The following is a 19,767-nucleotide window of genomic DNA, read 5'->3' on the forward strand; positions in this document are numbered from 1 at the left end:
ACCCATCAGCTACACGGAGGCTGTCTGTTACCAAACGCCCCTCGTGAGCGTATACGAGCTGTTCCATGCTCAGTCCCTCCCGTCCTATTAGTTGCGTGGCGGCCAGCTCCAGCAGCCTACATCCTCGCCCTTATGACATTCCATGCCAGCACGAGTCTCATGAGTGTAAAACACGGTCAGGATAATTGTTCCCGACTCATTGACCTGAGTCACGATAGCTGGGCGATCACCACTCACTGAGTGATATTGCACAACGCGACCGATTGTTGGTTTCATGGTTTACCTCCTTTCAAACGTTAATTTTCTGACACTTCACCCTATCCCACCAAGCAGCTACATCTTCTTCTTCTGCAAGCAGAGTCTTGGGGCCGACACGGAAGGAGGGAATGCCACCTTCCGCCACGCTCATATTCATGAAGTCGTAGACTTTGCGTATTTTAATACCTGTTTTCTGCGAAATTTCTTTAGCGGTCAAACCCTTGTTTATCGGCTTAAACATTCCTTCTCCCCCTCTTGTGTCTTTTTACGACACATAGTTTCAAAAAAATTTTCCAATTTCACATTAAACAGATCGCTTAAACTTACGATTTCATCAATGTAAAACTTGGATTGTCCGTTTTCCTTCCTGGTATAACCATTTTTCGATAATCCCAGATGTTTCGCAACTTCTTCTTGACTCATGCCTGCATTAACTCTGGCGGCTTTAACGGTAATTCTCAAGTTTTCCACCTCAATTCTTGTGTCTTTTTAAGACACGTTAATCGTAACATCAATAAATAAAGCAGTCAACCATAAAAAGACACAAAAACACATTTTTATTGTTATACGTGTCTTTTTATGGTTTAATAAGAGCAACAAATACATACAAGGGCGGTAGTGAAATTGGTAAACAAAAATGATTCAAAGTTATTTTATTTAACTGTTGGTTCAAATATCAAAAAATATAGAAAGATCAGGAACTATAGTTTAGAAGAATTGGCTGAAAGAGTAGGTTTGACCAAAAAGACCATTCATCGTTATGAGAATGGAGAAATAAAAATTGATATGGATCGATTAGCAGAATTGTCGGAAGCGTTGGAGACTGACATCTCACAATTGCTTGAAGGCGCTGGAGAGGTTCTTGGCATCGGTGTCGAGGATTTAGGGACAGTTCATTTACCAGTCGCTAAAAGTGTATCTATCAAGGATGGTAATCTTAGCTACGATGAAATTGAGCTATATGAAGCGACTCCTAAGTCCTGGGTTAATGGAACTCAATGTTTCTACATCAAAGCCGTTGGAGATTCTATGAAAGGTGCACGCATTTTTGATGGCGATCTTCTTTTGATCAGCGCACAGAACAATGTGGAAGGAGGTGAAATTGCAGCCGTGTTAACTAAAGACGGCATTCAAATCAAACGTGTATATAAACAAGGCGAGGTCACTATATTGCAAAGTGAGAATGAACCAGTTGTTGCTGATGATCAGACCAAGATTATAGGAAAGTTAAAAAAGATAATTATTACTATTTGAGGTGAATATGTATGGCTTCTTTTAGGAAAAGAGGAGATACGTGGTCTTATAGGTTGAGTTTAATTAATCCAAAGACCGGAAAAAGAATGCAACCAGAAAAATCGGGTTTTAAATCCGAACGGGCTGCACAAAGGGCTGCTACAAAATTAGAAGCAGAGATATTAAATCAGACTTATGTGCACGAAAAAGATATTTCTTTCATATCGTTTGCTCAACAATGGCTTGAAATGTTTGCAGCTGATGGAACAAAAGCATACGGAACTTTAGATGTAAGGCAAGGAGGAGTCAATAGACTTTCTAAGCACTTTACGCACAAGAAAATCAAGGATATTACTAAAGCCAATTATCAAAACGTTCTTATAGAGTTAAGCAAAACGCTCGCTCACGAAACTCTAATAAGCACACACGCGACTGCAAAACTATTATTTCGCAAAGCTATTGAGTTAGAAGTAATAAAAAAGAACCCCACCGAGTACGCTGTAGTTCCGGTAAAAAGAAAGACAGTGTCTGATTTGGAGTCTGTAGAAGAATTGCCTAAGTATTTAGAGAAAGAAGAATTGAAGCAGCTCCTTAGATATGCGTTCGAAAATTGCCATTATCAAGAATTTGCACAATATCACCTTCTGGCTTACACCGGCATGAGAATTGGTGAAATGTGTGTGATAAAATGGTCCGATATTGATTTCGAAGCAAAAAAAATTTCGATAACAAAAACACTTTATAACAATAAAAATAACGTTAAGAAGTTCAAGTTAGTTCCGCCTAAGACGGCCAGCTCTAAACGTGAAATCGCAATAGATAATCAAACTATGGCCGTTCTGAAAAAACAAAGGGCCGAACAATTAGAATACAAGATGGAGAAAAGAGATTCATTCACTGATCACAACTTCGTATTCACCAACAGACACAGATACCCTGGGTATCCTGAGATGCAGAAACAGTTGGAAGCACGAATGAAACTATTACTGCCTAAATGTGGATTACCCTCGCACATGACTCCCCACACATTGCGCCACACTCACGTTTCTATACTTGCCGAAGCTGGAGTATCTTTGGAAACTATACAAGAACGATTAGGCCATAAAGATGATGGTATTACACGGAGAGTATATCAGCACATAACAAAGACAATGAAAAATGAAGCGGCAATGATTTTTGAATCAATAATGAATAGTTAATGTGGGCAAATCGTGGGAATTATTCACCAATCAATCCCCGAAACCTTTATTCAGAAGGCATTTGTCTATTAGAGGGTAATACCATTTCTGTTTTTCCGGCTCCTGTCACTGCCCATAGCAGAAATCGACGAGAACGTGGAAGCTGACTCATTTGTACGAGACCATTTTTAATAACAGGTAGATAACAATCCTCCATATTATGAATATTTTCTATGTTACGAATAGAGTGCTGGCTTTTTGTTTTTAATACAGCGCTTTTCCATATACGCCAAAATCGTTGATGCAGTTGTCCTATTCGCGATTGAGCTAATTGCTGATGCGAAACATCCACTTTGGACTGTAAAAATTCGAGTGCTTGTAAAGTGGCAGCCGTCTGCGCGTTACTCAGTCCCCAGCGTGTCTGTATATCCTTTTTGCCTTCTATATAGGCTACGGCTGTTTGCTTTTCAACTCTATAACGATTCGGTACAGTCCATGAAGACGCTGCAACAAGTGACTGTGCCGAAATGGAGCGATCGGTAGTAACCGGCTGCTTGATTATCGTGTTCGGCTCCGGCTGTTCTATTACGCGCACAGCAATCGGCGGACGAACGGATTGCAACAATAGTCCGCATTCGCGACTTCTGCCCATCATCAGGCATTGTTCACAATAGCCACAGGCAGATGAACCACAGCTCGCACAGTTGGTATAGCGAATATTTGTACTTCCGCAGCGACGACAGACGATAGAACGGCTTGAAGATAAATCGGCACTCTTTTTAAACATTTTTAAAAAAGACCAGCTACGATGGACATGATGATTCTCAGCTGATGCTTCGTCACTAACATATACACTCTCAAGCAAACGAAGATGCTTTTGCAGGTAAGCAAGCTGGATGTAGCTTCTCCATCCAGTTGCATAGCGCGATTGGTTATTCTCCATTAAATGATGCAACTCGGCTAACAATAATGAACGACCATTCACCAAACCCGTAAGTGCAATCGCTCCACAGGCGAGTTGTTTTTTACACTCTGCATGCTGCAAATCACCTTGAAGCTGTCCGATGGCCTGACTGGCTAGCACATATTGTCCACTACCGGTCCAACCTTGTTCTCTGTTCCATAACTGACACGGAAAGACCAGTTGTGACAATGTTTCAGATGAATGAACAAACCTCGGATCGGAAAAACAATCTCCTGAATTCGCTGCTACTATACTTCTTTTATAATGGAAATTGCTAGATGAGGACTGTCTTCGTATTATGTACTCACTTAACCATTGCGTAATTTGTTCGATCGTAATGGAAGCACTTGCACCTGTGCCTGTCATTTGGTGTGGACGTACAGACCCTCTCCTTGCAGACCTATTTATCGTAGACCCACTCATCGCTTTGTGCTGTAATGAGGCTTCGTAGAGAATCGTTTCTCTGTTACGCTGTAATCGCTCATTAAAATGATGCATACAGGCAAATGCCCAGCCTACCGGCAAATCGCTGGCAATATGCCACAGACTTTGACAAGGATAGTCTCTTTTATTCGTTGCGGTCCACCATAGACTATCGACACGCATATCCAGCGAAACATTCAATCGCCAGCCCTGCTCATGCTCTATTGCATATACATCTAATTTCAATTGAATTCCTCCCATCTTTTATTGAGGATACCGCTTATTCAAAACAAAAAAGCACACTCATCCTTTTTCAGGAAAAGTGTGCTTCACTTTGATTATACGATTGTAGTATATCACTCATGTCTAGTTCCGAGCAAAATGGAAATTACAGCGTAACCCAACCATGTTTGATCGAGTTAATAACCGCTTGAGTACGATCATCCACTTCCATTTTTTGCAAAATGCTACTCACATGGTTTTTAACGGTTTTCTCACTGATGAACAGGTATTCACCAATCATTTTGTTGCTTTTACCCTCTGCCATCAGACGCAGAACTTCAGCTTCACGTCTTGTCAGCGGGTTATCATCGCCGGCTACAAATTTCACACCTGTATCGCCGTTATGATTGTTATCAGCCAGTGTGCCTGTTTCGTTTACATATGTCATCCGGCGAAGCTGCTGAATGAGCTTTCCTGTTACTTTCGGATGGATATAGGCATGGCCTTCCACGACAGAGCGGATCGCATTGACAAGCGACTCCGCCTCCATGTCTTTGAGCAGGTAGCCTGAAGCACCTTTGCGTAGTGTTTCAAACACATAGCTCTCGTCATCATGGATCGACAAAATGATAACTTTAATGTCAGGGAAAAGCTCGCGTAGCTTCTCGGTCGCTTCTACCCCATTCTCAATTGGCATATTGATATCCATCAATACGACTTCCGGTGGAGTATGATTGCAGAACTCCAGTACCTGAATACCATCTCCACATTCGCCAATGACCTCCAGATCATCCTCCATATTGAGGATGCGCTTTAGCCCTTCGCGGAACAGTTGATGATCATCGGCCAGCAATATTTTAATCTTTTTAGAGCCGTAATCATGGTTTTCCATCCTGTTACTCCTTTCACTTTTCCACATTCGTTGGAATATGAATAATAATTTTTGTCCCCTGATTTTCAGCAGATTCAATTTCCATTCTGCCATCAAGTAATTCGACTCGTTCGCGCATGCCAATCAGACCGAAGTTGTTATGGTCCTTGGTACGCTGATCTACCTTTTCCAGACTGAAGCCTTTGCCGTTGTCTTCAACAGTCAGCTTCACAATCTGCGCCTGAAACGTAAGGATGACAGTAACATACGTCGGTTCGGCATGTTTTGCTGCGTTGGTCAGTGCCTCTTGCACCAGGCGGTAGATGGCAGCCTCCATGGCGGAACTGAGCCGGTATTCCTTGCCTCTGGTTTCAAAAATAGAACGGATTCGAGTTTTTTCCTCATAATCCTGCACATACTTCCGCAGAGTTGGAATAAGCCCAAGATCATCGAGGGCCATAGGTCTTAAATTGAAAATGACTTTTCTCATTTCTTCCAGGCTGGAGCGCACCTGTGCTTTCAAATCTATTATTTCGTCCCGTACCATTGCATAATCCTGCTTTGTGATCATTCTTTCCACAATTTCGGTCCTAAGAACTAGATTTGCCAGCAATTGTGCCGGTCCATCATGAATTTCACGGGAAATACGCTTACGCTCATCTTCTTGCGCCAAAATAATTTTAAGGCCGATCAACTGACGATTTTTGGCAGATTCGATAATACGAGTGACCTGATTCAGCTCACCCGATAAATATTCGAGTACAACTCCCATTTGCGAGCCGATCGTCTCGGCTCGCTCAATGGAGCTTTCTACATTTTTAACCCGCTTCTGCAAATCGTCACGGCGTGCCTTTAAATACATTTCCTTTTCCCGATATATCATCAGATCAAGCTGTAGCTGAGTCGCCTTCTCGTAGGCTTGTTTGATATCTTGTTCATTATACCGCACAAAGTCACGACTTACTTCAGTGAGTCTGATTCGGGAACTGCGATAACCGACCTCAAGCTTATCCACCTTCTCGATCGTTTCCGCTGTCTCACGCAATACCAGCTCAAGCTCAGTATTTAGGGACAACAGCTCACGCCGCGAAGTGTCCAAAATCTCGAAGATCTGATATTTGCTGTTTTCCATTACATTTGTTGCGTTCTTAATGACGTGATCTATCGCATCAGCGTGGAACTCCACTTGATCTTCTCCATTTCTGTAAGTCATTTATATGATACTTTTATATCATATTATAACTTATCATGATTGGATAGTAATCGTCTTGGTTGTTTGATCCCATTTTACATTCAATCCAAGCTGCTCTGAAACGAGTCTTAGAGGGACTAAAGTCCTGCCCGAGACGATGACTGGAGCGACTGAAGCACTCTGTAAACGACCGTTTTGCACATAATTTTTCTGTCCAACCGTCAAATCAATCAATTGCCCTGCACGTAAAATCGTCACTCGCTGATTCGATTGATCCCAATTCGCCTGTCCGCCAAAAGCATCGACGATATATTTGACAGGAATATACGTAGCACTGTCTTTCAGCATAGGTGCCGCATCAATCGACTGAGCTTGTCCATTCAGCGTCGCGGTCTTCTTGCCCACTGTCATAGCTAGCGATCCTGTTGGCGTCGTGAAGCTTGGTGCCTGTGTTGCACCGGTCAGCTTGATGTTGTCGATCTGGATCATACCTTTAGCTGCACGCTCGTCCTGTCCTTCTTCCACATTGACGACATACAGACGTTTCAGCTTGGCTGGATACGCGATATTCAGTCCTGTCAAATCGACATTGAGTGTTTTCCACCCTTTCCAGTTCAGACTTTTCGCAATATCGATATATACGGTTTTGCCATTGGCATCAGTCACTTCACCACGCAGCCAGTTATAGCTCTGATCACTGTATACATCGAGCGACATCGCTGATGATCCAGCCGTCAATGCTTTACCGGATGTTCCGTTAAATTGAGCATAGGCATATTTCTTTGCTGTACCCGCTGTCATATCATAGCTCAATTGCAATACTTTAGAGCTAGCATGATCATCCGCACCCTGTGTAATGCTAGCCGAACCTGTTACATTGCTTGGATTGCCCAGGAAGCTAATATCATAGCCTGTATTTTCAAAATCTTCCCATGTGCTTGCCTGACCGCCACCTGTACCGAGTACGATCATCGTACTGAAGCCATCATAACGAGCAATCGCGTAGCCAACGGTAGCATCTTTATCGACCGAGTTAATCGTCAATTGATCACCCTTAACTGTACCTTTAAAACCGACAAACTGCCAGTTTAGCATTTCAGGCGCAATTGTCAGACTGGAGCCATTTTTTAGCGTCGCATTTACAGGTACAGAAATCGTTGTTCCAGCTTGTAATGAAGCGGTTTTGCTAGCTGGCGTTAGACTTTGAATCGCTTCTGCCCCTACAACCTCTACATTCATGCTGGTGCTAATACCGTTGCTTGTCGCTGTGACTTTGGCTGTACCTGATTTAACAGCTTGGAACTGATCACCTAGCCATTTAATATTGCTATTGCCCGCTTTCCAGGTTGGCTTAATCGCATCGTTTTTGATCGGGTTATAATACGTGTCATAACCTTTAGCTGAGTAGGTCGCGGTCTGACCAAGCAGCAGTTGCTTCGGACCACTGATACTAAAGCCCTTCACACTGCCTTGAGGCGCCGTTGTATATACGCCAAGGCCATTTACTACGCTACGCTGTGTTGTGCCGCCATACTCCGTCTCAAACGCCAGTGTGGCTTTGTCCTCACCAAGTGGACGGCTTACAAGTGTCGTAGAGCCGCCTCCATCCAGATTCAGACCTTTCCAGACGCCGATCGATGCCATAAAGTCTTGCAGTTCAGATAGAGACATGCCTGCACTATTGTCGTTGTCTTCAACAGCAATCACATAGGCATACCGTCCATCTTGCGAATAGCCAACAGCTGTACGTGCACGATTGCCGCCGATTGAGCTTACACTGCGGGAGAACGAAGATGGCTTACCACCATCAACTAGAATCGTATGACCGCCAATCATCATTTTCAGATCGGATGGATTCACCGTTTTACCTGTTGATTTAACGCGCAGTGAATAATCGGTCGTCACTTTCTGCCCTACCGCCATATGTTGCTGGATAAACTTCGCCGCTGTACCATGCGCGCGCAAAATGTATGCACCCGTAGGCACAGATTCCTGGATCGTTTTATTCGCAGAGATTTGCGTGATCACGCCGTCCTGTACTAATACTTCTGTAGGCGTGGTGGAGCTGTTCGCTGGACGCTCCGTCGCTTTCCATGCATCCGTATAAATGTACATTTTATTCATATGGCTGTACGTTTTATCAGGTTCTGTCATATAGGAAGCCTGATTAATACCTGCCAGATCAAACGTAGATCCGTCCTGTGCGGTTACTTTACCTTCAAACGTAAACTGTTCAATCATAGGCGTACCACTTTTTGTGACGCCAAATGCATACATACCATTTAACTGTGAAGGACTCGACATCAGTACACCATCGGAAACCTGTGCTCCCATCGGTACACCTTCTGCACTTGTATTAAAATAGTCGCCATTCACGCCAGCAACAGCTTTCGTCTCCTGTGCCATGCCTTCAACCGATTGACGGGTTGTAAATTTACCGCCTTTACCTGTCATCACATCCAGATTCACATATGGATTTTGCAAATCTACTCGTACAACATCAGCCAATACCGTAACGCTTCTGCCCGAACGTGTTGTCTTATATCGATATTGCAGCAATTTGGCGCCGGATGTAATATAACTTTCATCCAGCTTCGTAGTCGATGCTGCATCTGCCGTTTGCGTAGCCAACAATGAGCTTGCTGGAAGACCCACTTCCACTACAGGTTGAATCCAAATGGTACCTGCGAGAGTGAATGCAATCCATCTGCGCATTGTTTTTGTTTTGCCAGTCATCAATAAAACGCCCCTATCCTTAAAATTGCTTCAGCCGTCTGTATACGTACAGCTGACTGATCCCTAGTATTGCGCTTGCTTTTTTGCTTGGTTTATTGCTTTATTTATTGATTTGTTTTGCCAGTGTATAGATGTCCAATTAACCCTACGTGTTCATCAACTAAAATGCCTTATACAATTAGACTGCTATTTGATCTAAAAGTTACGGTATAGCTATGTTTTTGTACATTTCGTTCTGCATGATCATACACTATTTTTCGTCCTTAATTCGTCCTTATATTATACGTTATATTGGACCACTTTAATAATCATAGTATCTTGCACGAAAAGCCGCTCTGCATTTTGCAGGCGGCTATCGTGTATGAAGTCATTATAGTAAAATTATGCTAATTATGACGTCTATAGTGTATATGGTTAAGTGCCTATATAGACTATACAGCTATGAACGGTATGCTTATAGCTGTACGTTCTTTGAACTGTACATTCTTAAAGCTTCATAATTCTTTACAGGCATCTTATCAAATACTAACTACAAATTTGTACACATGCTTCATGCACATTCAATACTCTATTATAATGTGCAATCGCAATGCTTAGACTATATAATAGTCGATCCATTATAAGTGAATGAACCAAAATCGATTACAGACCTGCTTCAGCTTTCAACAGTTCTGCTTTATCCGTGCTCTCCCACGGTACATCGAGATCGGTACGACCAAAGTGGCCGTATGCAGCAGTTTGACGATAAATGGGGCGACGTAGTTCCAGCATACGAATAATACCAGCAGGACGCAGATCGAAATGCTTGCGAATCAGCTCTACCAATTTATCCTCACTCACTTTGCCTGTGCCATACGTGTCCACGTTAATCGATACTGGTGTGGCTACCCCAATCGCATACGCAAGCTGGATTTCACATTTATCTGCCAATCCGGCAGCAACGATATTTTTCGCGACATAACGTGCAGCGTAAGCTGCGGAGCGGTCTACTTTTGTAGGATCTTTACCCGAAAAAGCACCGCCGCCATGGCGAGCATAACCGCCATATGTATCTACGATGATTTTACGACCGGTCAAACCTGCATCGCCTTGAGGACCACCGATAACAAAACGTCCCGTTGGGTTGATGAAGTATTTGGTATCTGCATCCAGCAGTTCAGCTGGTACGATCGGAGCGATAACATGCTCGCGAATGTCTTTTTGAATCTGCTCCAGTGTTACTTCTTCAGCATGTTGCGTAGAAACAACGATCGCATCAATACGTACCGGCTTGTTGTCCTGATATTCTACCGTCACCTGTGTTTTGCCATCCGGACGAAGGTACTCCAACGTACCATCTTTACGTACTTCCGACAAACGGCGCGCGATGCGGTGAGACATGGCGATCGGCAAAGGCATCAGTTCAGGCGTTTCGTTTGTCGCAAATCCAAACATCAAGCCCTGGTCTCCTGCACCGATATTTTCTGTTTCCAGTTTTAATTGTTCTGGATCACGTGTTTCCAGCGCGGAGTTTACCCCTTGCGCAATGTCAGCAGATTGCTCATTCAATGAAGTGAGCACCGCACATGTATTGTAATCAAAACCGTATTTTGCACGAGTATAACCGATTTCTTTGAGCGTATTACGCACGATCGAAGGAATATCCACATATTCCGACTTGGTACTAATTTCACCAATAACGAGTACCATACCTGTTGCAACAGCGACTTCGCATGCTACACGCGCATTTGGATCATTAGCCAAAAATGCATCAAGAACAGCATCGGAAATTTGGTCACAAATTTTATCTGGATGTCCTTCAGTTACAGACTCTGATGTAAATAAATGTTTTTTAATTGTCGACACAAACTCAACCTCCCATATGGATAGTAAGACGAATGCAGATTGCATACAGCCTTTCAAAGTGCTCCCACACAAAAAATGAACCCTTTCCATATGGAAAAGGTCGCTTTACAAGCCTTACAGGTCATGATAAACCATTTAGCAAAAGGTGTCAAACGATAATAACCGATTATTCTTGTCGGCATTATCGGTTTATGCCGATTTTATAGTCTATCTAAAATCTCATATTCGGATGATGAATGATACATCAAAATATACTAAAAGCATAAATCGAATAGTAATTAAAATAACAATATATTGTATGAGAAATAAGAAAGCTAGATGATGCGTATTTCTTATACTGATTGCAAATCTATACATTATACTAATTTACGTATGCAGGATACCGTTACACTGTTGCAGGCTATTGCTTAACCAAGCTGCCCCTGGATCAAACCATATTACTGCACATCATAGCTTCCGATAACCATAAGTGTTGCATTCGAAGTTTGATTAGCAGTAACCATTACACCGCGACCATCACGAGGAAATAGCAGTAAATGATTGTTCGCAATTGCCTGATTCCCACCAAGATCGGTTCCAGCAGTCACATCTACAATACCATTTGTGCCGTCACTGTATACAGTAGCATTACCATGTCGCACGATAATCTGTGTACCTGCTTTTGCAATCAATGTTTTGCCTGGACGAAGCTCAACAATATCGATTTTGGAAGTCGCAGAAGTTGCAGCAGAAGTTGCAGAACTTCCTGTTGTCGTGCCAGCATTGGCATTAGTTGTATTGGAATTAGAGGATGACGTGTTTGTAGAAGAACTGGTATTATTTTTCGTTCCACTGGATGTATTGGAGTTGTTAGTGGTAGAGCTACTCGAAGAATTATTAGAAGAACCCGTATTCAAATTCCCACCAAGTGCTTTTTGAATTTGCTGATCGACATAACTTTTCGTCACGACGGGATCATCTGCTGAACCTAACTGACTACTCGCATTACTAACCGTAGTGAACGAGCTACCTACCCATACGCCGATACCAATCGTCGCTACTGCAAGTAGCCATGTTGATCTTTTTTTCATAACCTCTGCCTCCATTGTTGAGATCTATTTCTATTATAAATTTGTATTATTTTCGATACCTACATAACTACTATCCTTTATACAATCTTATTGCGTATCGTCCACTCTCTATCGATTCGTCATTACCTGACTATTCCTGATCGGCTCTACTTCATAGGTTACGATACAACCTTACTGCATGTTTTTGCAAATACGAAAATAAAAATACCCCGGAGCAGTTGCCTACTCCGAGGTATCTCAGTGAAGGTATGACTACCTTCTATAGTTTAGCTTGTAATATCAGAGATATTACTTGCTGTTTACTGTTACAGTTTTAGCAGCAGCATCGTATTGGATTACTGCATCCAGAGCTTTACCAACCCATGCGATAGGCAGTACAGTACGGTTAGCTTTAGTTACTGCTTTAACGTCCATGTTGATTGTGGAACCGTTAATTGTCAGTTGGTTAGTGTTCAGTTTCAGCTGAACTACGCGATCACCTTTGATCATTGTAACAACAGAAGTTGGTTTGTCGAACAGGATGTTCGCTTGGGATACACCAAGAGCTTCTGCTACGTAACGAACTGGCAGGTAAGTGCGTCCGTTTTCAACGTAAGGAGCAACTTCAGCAGTACGAGTTTGACCGTTTACAGTGTAAGCAGTGCTACCGATTGTGTAGATAGCTTTTACAGCGTTGTCAGTCTCACCAGCTGGTGCAGTACCGATTGTAGCGATAGCTGCTTGAGCTGCGTATTTGTAGCTGGAGTTCCAAGTTTGAGCTACGCTACCAGCACCGTGGTAAGCAGTGTAAGCTGCGCCGTCGCCTTGTACTTTAGCAACGATGTCGCCTTGTGGTACAGTACGGTCGATACGCAGGTTAACGCCGCTAACAGTGATTGTGCTTGCAGTTGTGCTCTCGCTATCTACGTAGAAACGCAGAACGCCTTGAGTACCGCTGTTGTTGTAAGTGTCAACAGATACGTTACGGATGCGCAGGTCGCCACCAGTTACGGATACAGTTGGAGTAGAACCGAAAGTTACGCCAGCTGGCAGAAGAACTTCAACCAGACCAGTACCATCGTCAGTCAGTGCACCAGCAGCGCCTTCTTTGATCACCAGATCGCCGATAGAAGCATTGTCAGTACCGATTGCAATGTTGTAAGTTGCGTTAGTTGCAGTCAGGGATACGCCAGATACTGCTGTTGCCAGTTTAACTGTACCAGTCAGACCTTGGCTACCTGCTACTGTAGCGTTCAGATCACCAGTGAAACCTGGTTGAACTGCTACTTCAACATCTTTCAAAGTGATAGAACCAGCTTTGTTAGAAGTGTTTTGAGTTGGGAAAGTCAGTTTCAGGGTACGGCCATCAGTACCAGTGTAAGTTACATTTGGAGTAACCAGACCATTAGCTGTATCAATAGAACCAGTTGTACCAGTTGTACCTTCGCCACCAGTGTAAACAGACTGCCAACGAGCGCCCTCAGGCAGTTGCAGAGTTACAGTACGGCCAGCAATGAAAGATCCTGCAACGGATTCTTTAACTACTACGTTACCGATTTTTTGCTCGTCTTGACCAGCTACTACTGTAGTTGGGGAAGCAACTGTTACGCCACCACCGTATTGACCGTAAGTACCAACTACCAGAGAAGATACGTTTACCGAAGAGTTACCGCTGATTGTAGCAGTTACATCGCCTGCTTTAGCTTTATCTTCATCTTGTACTGTGAATGTCAGTGGCAGATCGAATGAAGAAGCTGTTTGGGAAGTTGCTTTTGCAGAAATTGTAGCAGTATCACCGTTCAGGGCTACGTTCAGATCTTCATTTTTCAGTGTACCGTACAGGGAAGTAGCAGTACCACGGGAAGTCCACTCGAAACCGGATGGCAGTTTCAATTTGATTGCATTACCTGTTTTCAGGGAAGCTGCAACGGATTCAGTAACACGCAGGTTGAAGTTGAAGTTGTTGCTGCTAGATTGAGTATCACGCGCTTCAACAGCTACTTGACCGGAAGATACTACTGTTGCAACTTTAACGTTACCAGTAGGAAGACCGCTACCGTTAGCTGCAGAGAAGTTTACGTTAACGTCACCGCTGCTAGGACCAGTAGAAACGATTTGTTTCATGTCCAGCAAGATTTCCAGATCGTCAGCTTGGTTAGAAGTACCATTGAAAACGATTTGTGCAGTTGTAGAGTTAATAACATTTACGCCGATGTTAGCAGTGTTTGCGCCGCCAGCAGCTACGAATGTATAAGTGTTACCAGTCGCAGTTACAGCAGTGTTATTGAATTGATCAAATGTAGTAGTAGTACCGTTTGTAGTAGTTGGGAATTCAAAACCTTGTGGCAGAGTGAAAGTCAGAGTGTTGTTTCCGCCATTCAGTGTGAATTTGTCAATGTTAACTTTAACGCGACCCAGAGCTACGCCACCTTGTGCTTTAGAAACAGAAGTAGAGCTCAGTGTTGGAACGTTGTAAACATCGAAAGAACCGGATGCATGTGCTGCTGTTGGAGCCAGTACACCTGCGATTGGAGCTACGCCAGCCAGCAGAGCTGCGCTTGCTGCTACGTTGATAACTTTTTTAGTAGACTTTTTCATAAACTTTTTGTCTCCTCCTTGAATATCATAAACATTATTTTTGTTTGTTTGTTTGTTATGGATTTTTTTACTCATGTCGTTACACCCCCTTTCCGAGTACAAGCAAATCCGTTTTATGATGATATCTGTGAATATCACAGAAAATCGTAACCGGAACATTCGCCAATCAGAAGACCGCAGTGTCCAAACGTATTATACACTTGCGCCAATGATGCCGTAAAGACATTTTTTCACATCGGGATTGTTGAATATTCCATTAGGGTTCATTGTCATTCAACAACCTGTTAGCATGCTTTTTGCTGTCGCTTCATCAGGTTCGTATATATAGACGCAGGGTTTCTTTAAAAGTTGCAGTGCCTTCAAAAAAAGTTTTTGGCACAACCTTATTAATCTTACTACACTTTTAAAGGAATTACCAACTTCGCCCATTCACCTGTGACTGCAAGCTACTTTTTAATAACTCTAAGTAGTACCTAAACAGGTTTGTTGTTATTTAAACAGTTGGGTTCAGGAGAACTTTCAGTATCGCTCTCGCTGTTTCCAAACTTATAGACGCGGCGTGTTGCGAAAAGGTTGCAAGGTTTCTAAAGTTTTTTTGATTTTTTATAAATTTTCGGTTTATTATGACCATTAAAAACCTGAAAACCCTTGATACATCAGCGTTTTTCGAGTTTTAGCTTTTCTGAATTATATTTCGAAAATAATCTCAATCACAAAAAGAACCTTCACCAATACAGGTGAAGGTTCTTTGCTTGATCAAAAATTTCTATCCATAATAGCTACCTTTAAATCCTTACATCTTCTAAATCCTTACATCTTCGGCAGCTTTTTATCGCTGATCATGACTTTTGCCAAAATTACAGCAGTATCAGAGCGCAGCATTTTAGCTGTTGGAGTAAAGTTGAAGCCTTTCTTTGAATCGCCATCAATCGCCGATCCGTTAATAAAGCCTTTTTTCGCTACGGCTAGTACAGAAGCTCTTGCATAACGATCGACTGTACTTGCATCTTTGAAGATCTTTTGCAGACCGGCATCGATCTTCGTCTGATCGGTTTCCAGCTTCAAGTTCAACGCTTTGGCAATAATAACGGCTGCATCTTGACGACTAATATTTTCACCTGGACTGAATACCTGTGGCTGCGTACCACGAACAAAGCCGGCACGAGCTGCGGTTTCGATATAGCGGTAGTCATATAGTGCATCAGGCAGAATCTGCGAATCGCTACTGCTCACATCGATGAAATGCTTCGGTCCCTGGAAATCAAACGGCATTTCTTTGGCTCTTACGATCGCACGAGTGAACTCACCGCGTGTTACATATTGGTCTGCACCAAATGAGCTATCTGGATCGGTCGCCTTCATAATCCCTTTAGCAAACAAAGCTTCCATATAATCACGTGCATAGCTGTGTTGAACAATATCTGCATATGAGTAACTGAGCTTAGCGACTACATAGTAACCGAAACGATCAAATGGTACTGTTACGGTATGACTTTTCGCGTTGACTACACCACCGATATTTTCCCATTGACCGGAGCTATTGCCCAGTGAGCGGTCAAAGAAGAATACAGTAATCAGTTTACCTGCGTCTTCGGCAACGTTATCTGAGTAAGACAATGTCAATGTTCCACGTTTCGATGGAACAAGCTCATTACGCGGATCACGCTCATAGAAGCTAGGTATTGTGGAATTAGATGGTTGATACGGTTCTTGTCCCATCGTAACAGGATCATAATCTTTAGGCGTATCGAGATTATCTGCCAAACCTGGATCAATCCAGAAAACCGGGCTACTTTTTACAAAGTGATTATTAAATTGGTTCACAAAAATCTGTTGTCCGACTTTAAACTTCTGGTCCATATTAGTAGGAACTTGTTCAAAGTTATAACGATCAATAACTCCATCCTGGCTGTTACCGATACCGAACAAGAGTGTATTGCCTGAGAATACTTCATTTTTACGTTGGTCTTCAGCGCTTGTACCAATGTCTCTACGGATCAAATTCGTACCTGATGGGAATTTGAGATTAAGATCGCCATCAAACACTTTAGCCGAATTTTTCATATCCATCATGAATTCCGCACCTGGAATATTCGTAGGTACATATTTAACGATAACTTGATCTTTAATCTGCTTACCTGCAATCGTAACGATGATTGGAATCTTCGTTTCTTTATTCGGCTTCAAATCACGAACTGTTACTTTATAAGCATCAGGGTATTCTGGAAGTTTATTATTAGCTTTACCACTAGGATCAGTATAGAAAGGTGCTTTTGTAGCTGTTTCTTTATTAATCACAACAGATGTAGCATTCTTCGAGTTTACCACTACATCGATAAAGTTGCTGTTTGTTAGCTTTTGTGCTTCTACTGGACGAGCAATGATATACGTATCTGTTTGTTTACTGATCTCCATTCGAGCCGACGTACTTGGCCCACCTGTACCCGTATTATAAACAGTAAAGTTATACACTACTGGACTGTTATCATCTGGAACAACCTGTCCTCGAAGAATGAAAGAGAATGATTGCTTGCTGTAATCATAAAATACACTTAAATTATCTGAAGCGCTAACTTTGTCATTAATTGCGTCACCCGTAGTGGAATTAAAGCGCTGATCCAGGCTCCAACTTGCTACTGTACTTCCATCGGATTTGGTGACCTTCAAAATATAGTTTGCTGGAGTGATCGATTTCAATCCACTCTCTACACCTGTTTTCGTAGTACCCAAATCTACAAAATCAAACGTACCATACACATTAAAATTTTGTTCTTTTGTAGTAAATACAGTCCCATTTGCCGTAAAAGCAGCATCTCTAGCAGTAGGAATAGCATCGCTAGTCCCCGCATACTTGAATGGGAAAATTCCTAGCGTTGTATCTACAGGAATAACAGGTACATCTGTAGGTACCAGATTAATCTTCACTGATAGTTCATAGGATGTTTTATCTGTTTTAAACACTAATTTAATAGTGTTCGCACCAGAGAACATTGCTTTATAGGCACCATTAACATCCTGAATTTTAAAATTCGGATCATTGGCGTTACTGCTTGCCGGTACTAAAGGGATAAGTGTATTATTCACATAAAAGAACACCGTCTGCTTATTCGCACCATTGTCAGCATAACGAATATCCGTAGCCACCGTTACATTTTGCAGTTTCCCCGAGAAACTATCCAATATACCTGCAACAATTCTCGTTTCAGCACCTGCTACATTCTGACTATTTTGAATAACCATACCATCATATGCTTTATTAAAACTCGCATATGGGCCAAACAAAACATTGATTGTGGCTGGCACTTCAGGTGTGTTTGCAACAAGATTACCCTGTGCATCATTTTTAGCACCTGTAAAATACAATGTTTGTGTGCCATTCACAGGAACTTTAGTTAATTTGTAAAGCAATCGTTGCATACGTTGTGAACTTCCATTAACCGTCTGTACAACCGATTCAGAATTAATAAGTTCAATTGTTGGTTTATCATTAGATTTATTCCCTGTAGCATCTACTACTTTGCTAATATTCAGTTGAGTATTGCTATCGCCATTAACTACAAAAACTTCCAATGCAGTAGGCAATGAGAAAATATTAGCTCCATTTAGTGTAGTACCCGTCATACCAGTAGCTGATTCCTTGCTTGTACTTGCAGTATAACCTGACAAATAATTCACTTTATAAATATACGAAGCAGCACTATTTCTCAGCGTTAATCCAAAACCACTGCTAGAACTACCATTTGCTACGATAGCAAGATTCGTTCCTTTATCATAGTTAAAAGTACGTGATGCATCTTCTGGAATTGTATATTGCAGTGTAGCATATGCTGTCGTACTTTCTGCTGCAATTTTTGTAGCTGCTGTAGTTCCAGTATAGGATGTTCCAGTTGCTACACCATCTCCGCTAAACGTATAGCTAATATAGTTGCTCAGATCAGTTGGAAGAGCACCATTGGTAAGAGGTACAACGACTTTACCAGTTACACTAAATGTATTTTTAGAAACGGTAAAGTCTGGAAATGAAGCCAGATCGGAAGATTTATTGGAATCACTATTAGCATACGTATCATAGAACGTAGTCAGACCATTATAGAACGTAACGTCACGTGTTGTTTCCAGCACCTGTGTTCCGTTAATAGCCTGAATCGTCAATGTATTTTTACCGAGTTTCAAAGCAATGGGTGCTACGGTAAATTGATAATTGTTCGCACTTGAAACAATCGATGTACGGCTATTACCGCCGTTAACAAGCACAGTCACTTTTGTCGCATTTGGTGCAGAACCGCTAAGCGACATATTGGCTGTTTGTTGTCCAGCATTAATTCCACCTTTGGCTGCCGTCAGTACAACTGGCGTATTTTCTTTCAGCGCAACGGTGTCATTGTCCAATACACCTGTTAAGTTATACAGTGTAGGTCCATCGCGATATTCTACATAAATGGATTCTGCCACTTGAGAAGAAACACCCTGCGTTGCTTTAAATGTAATACGGTTCAAACCTGCAAACAGAGGGATATCAGAAATCGTAAGGCTCGATCCGCCGGAGGTGCTTGCAGTAATATTACCGCTCAAACCTTTATTAGAATTGATAACAGTAACTTTATCACCGTCTTTGGAAATTTGCTCGATATCATATGTGATCGAGTTTGCATTAATGTTACTGTAACTACCTGTTACTGTCAGACGATTACTATTGGCGATACGTGGTGTTGCGATATCGTACTGTTCATTCGGAAAAATGAAAAAACTGCCCGTTGCTGCCTGTGCCACACTGCCGCCTATTCCTTGAGGCAAAAGGCCAGCCAACAAGACTACCGCCAATAACATCGATAGTATTTTCTTCAAAATAATGTTCCTCCTCTTGTTCCGCTCACAGTTTTGATTCTGTATGGCGGGCTTAACCTGTCTACCCCTTTTATCGGCAAGGATCGTATAGATTTTAATAAAATCAGGAAATTTCAAGAAAAAACATCAGATGTCAATCATACAATCGTTACGATATGGACAAATTTTTATAGTTGATTTTTTTGCATACTTGCGCAAGGCTAATGATGGCGCGGACTTTTAGATGTATTGCATTGGGTTAGCTCGAATTAGTGAATTTATTTTTTGATTGATTGACTTGGCGGATTAATTTCAACTGCTTGCTTTATTGCATCTATTCCAGCTATAAATCAACGTTGGATAAGCAAATGCAT

General features: G+C 42.1%; 13 protein-coding genes. 2 read left to right on the forward strand and 11 right to left on the reverse strand.

All coding sequences use genetic code 11. The features are described 5' to 3' along the window. Positions 1-87: 87 nt before the first annotated feature. Genes AAHF22_RS10805 through AAHF22_RS10815 form a run of 3 tightly spaced genes read right to left on the reverse strand, consistent with a single transcriptional unit; the run spans position 88 to position 720 of the window. Positions 88-276, reverse strand: coding sequence for a hypothetical protein (locus AAHF22_RS10805; RefSeq protein WP_347325019.1), 189 nt, complete (start codon positions 274-276; stop codon positions 88-90). A gap of 13 nt (positions 277-289) precedes the next feature. Then, positions 290-499: a hypothetical protein gene (locus AAHF22_RS10810; protein ID WP_347325020.1), complete on the reverse strand. Its 210-nt coding sequence runs from the start codon at positions 497-499 to the stop codon at positions 290-292. Next, positions 484-720 (reverse strand): helix-turn-helix transcriptional regulator, encoded by a 237-nt coding sequence (locus AAHF22_RS10815; protein WP_347325021.1) that lies wholly within the window; start codon positions 718-720, stop codon positions 484-486. Before AAHF22_RS10815 ends, AAHF22_RS10810 begins: the two co-directional genes overlap by 16 nt. 162 nt (positions 721-882) lie before the next feature. Between AAHF22_RS10815 and AAHF22_RS10820 the strand changes: the two genes are divergently transcribed. Both AAHF22_RS10820 and AAHF22_RS10825 read left to right on the forward strand, forming a co-directional pair. Next, positions 883-1,512: a LexA family protein gene (locus tag AAHF22_RS10820; RefSeq protein WP_347325022.1), complete on the forward strand. Its 630-nt coding sequence runs from the start codon at positions 883-885 to the stop codon at positions 1,510-1,512. Positions 1,513-1,523: 11 nt separating this feature from the next. Continuing rightward, positions 1,524-2,690 carry a site-specific integrase gene (locus AAHF22_RS10825; protein ID WP_347325023.1) on the forward strand — a complete coding sequence of 389 codons (1,167 nt, stop codon included), beginning with the start codon at positions 1,524-1,526 and terminating at the stop codon, positions 2,688-2,690. A 46-nt stretch (positions 2,691-2,736) separates the two neighbouring features. Here the strand turns inward: AAHF22_RS10825 and AAHF22_RS10830 are convergent, their stop codons facing one another. From AAHF22_RS10830 to AAHF22_RS10865, 8 genes are all read right to left on the reverse strand, one after another. Continuing rightward, on the reverse strand, positions 2,737-4,302 hold the full coding sequence (locus tag AAHF22_RS10830; protein ID WP_347325024.1) for a hypothetical protein: 1,566 nt from the start codon (positions 4,300-4,302) through the stop codon (positions 2,737-2,739). Between the two features lie 142 nt (positions 4,303-4,444). Continuing rightward, positions 4,445-5,170 carry a response regulator gene (locus AAHF22_RS10835; protein WP_347325025.1) on the reverse strand — a complete coding sequence of 242 codons (726 nt, stop codon included), beginning with the start codon at positions 5,168-5,170 and terminating at the stop codon, positions 4,445-4,447. 13 nt (positions 5,171-5,183) lie between these two features. After that, positions 5,184-6,335 (reverse strand): sensor histidine kinase, encoded by a 1,152-nt coding sequence (locus tag AAHF22_RS10840; protein WP_347325026.1) that lies wholly within the window; start codon positions 6,333-6,335, stop codon positions 5,184-5,186. A gap of 60 nt (positions 6,336-6,395) precedes the next feature. After that, positions 6,396-9,077 (reverse strand): stalk domain-containing protein, encoded by a 2,682-nt coding sequence (locus AAHF22_RS10845; RefSeq protein ID WP_347325027.1) that lies wholly within the window; start codon positions 9,075-9,077, stop codon positions 6,396-6,398. A gap of 642 nt (positions 9,078-9,719) precedes the next feature. Beyond that, a complete protein-coding gene (gene metK, locus AAHF22_RS10850) occupies positions 9,720-10,922 on the reverse strand; it encodes a methionine adenosyltransferase (RefSeq protein WP_347325028.1) in 1,203 nt (400 codons plus the stop codon). A gap of 437 nt (positions 10,923-11,359) precedes the next feature. Further along, a complete protein-coding gene (locus AAHF22_RS10855; RefSeq protein ID WP_347325029.1) occupies positions 11,360-11,992 on the reverse strand; it encodes a hypothetical protein in 633 nt (210 codons plus the stop codon). Between the two features lie 288 nt (positions 11,993-12,280). Further along, positions 12,281-14,644: a stalk domain-containing protein gene (locus tag AAHF22_RS10860; protein ID WP_347325030.1), complete on the reverse strand. Its 2,364-nt coding sequence runs from the start codon at positions 14,642-14,644 to the stop codon at positions 12,281-12,283. Between the two features lie 735 nt (positions 14,645-15,379). Beyond that, positions 15,380-19,531 carry an S-layer homology domain-containing protein gene (locus AAHF22_RS10865; protein WP_347325031.1) on the reverse strand — a complete coding sequence of 1,384 codons (4,152 nt, stop codon included), beginning with the start codon at positions 19,529-19,531 and terminating at the stop codon, positions 15,380-15,382. Positions 19,532-19,767 lie beyond the last annotated feature (236 nt).

Source organism: Paenibacillus wenxiniae (genome assembly GCF_039822605.1).
Classification (GTDB): Bacteria; Bacillota; Bacilli; order Paenibacillales; family Paenibacillaceae; genus Saccharibacillus; species Saccharibacillus wenxiniae.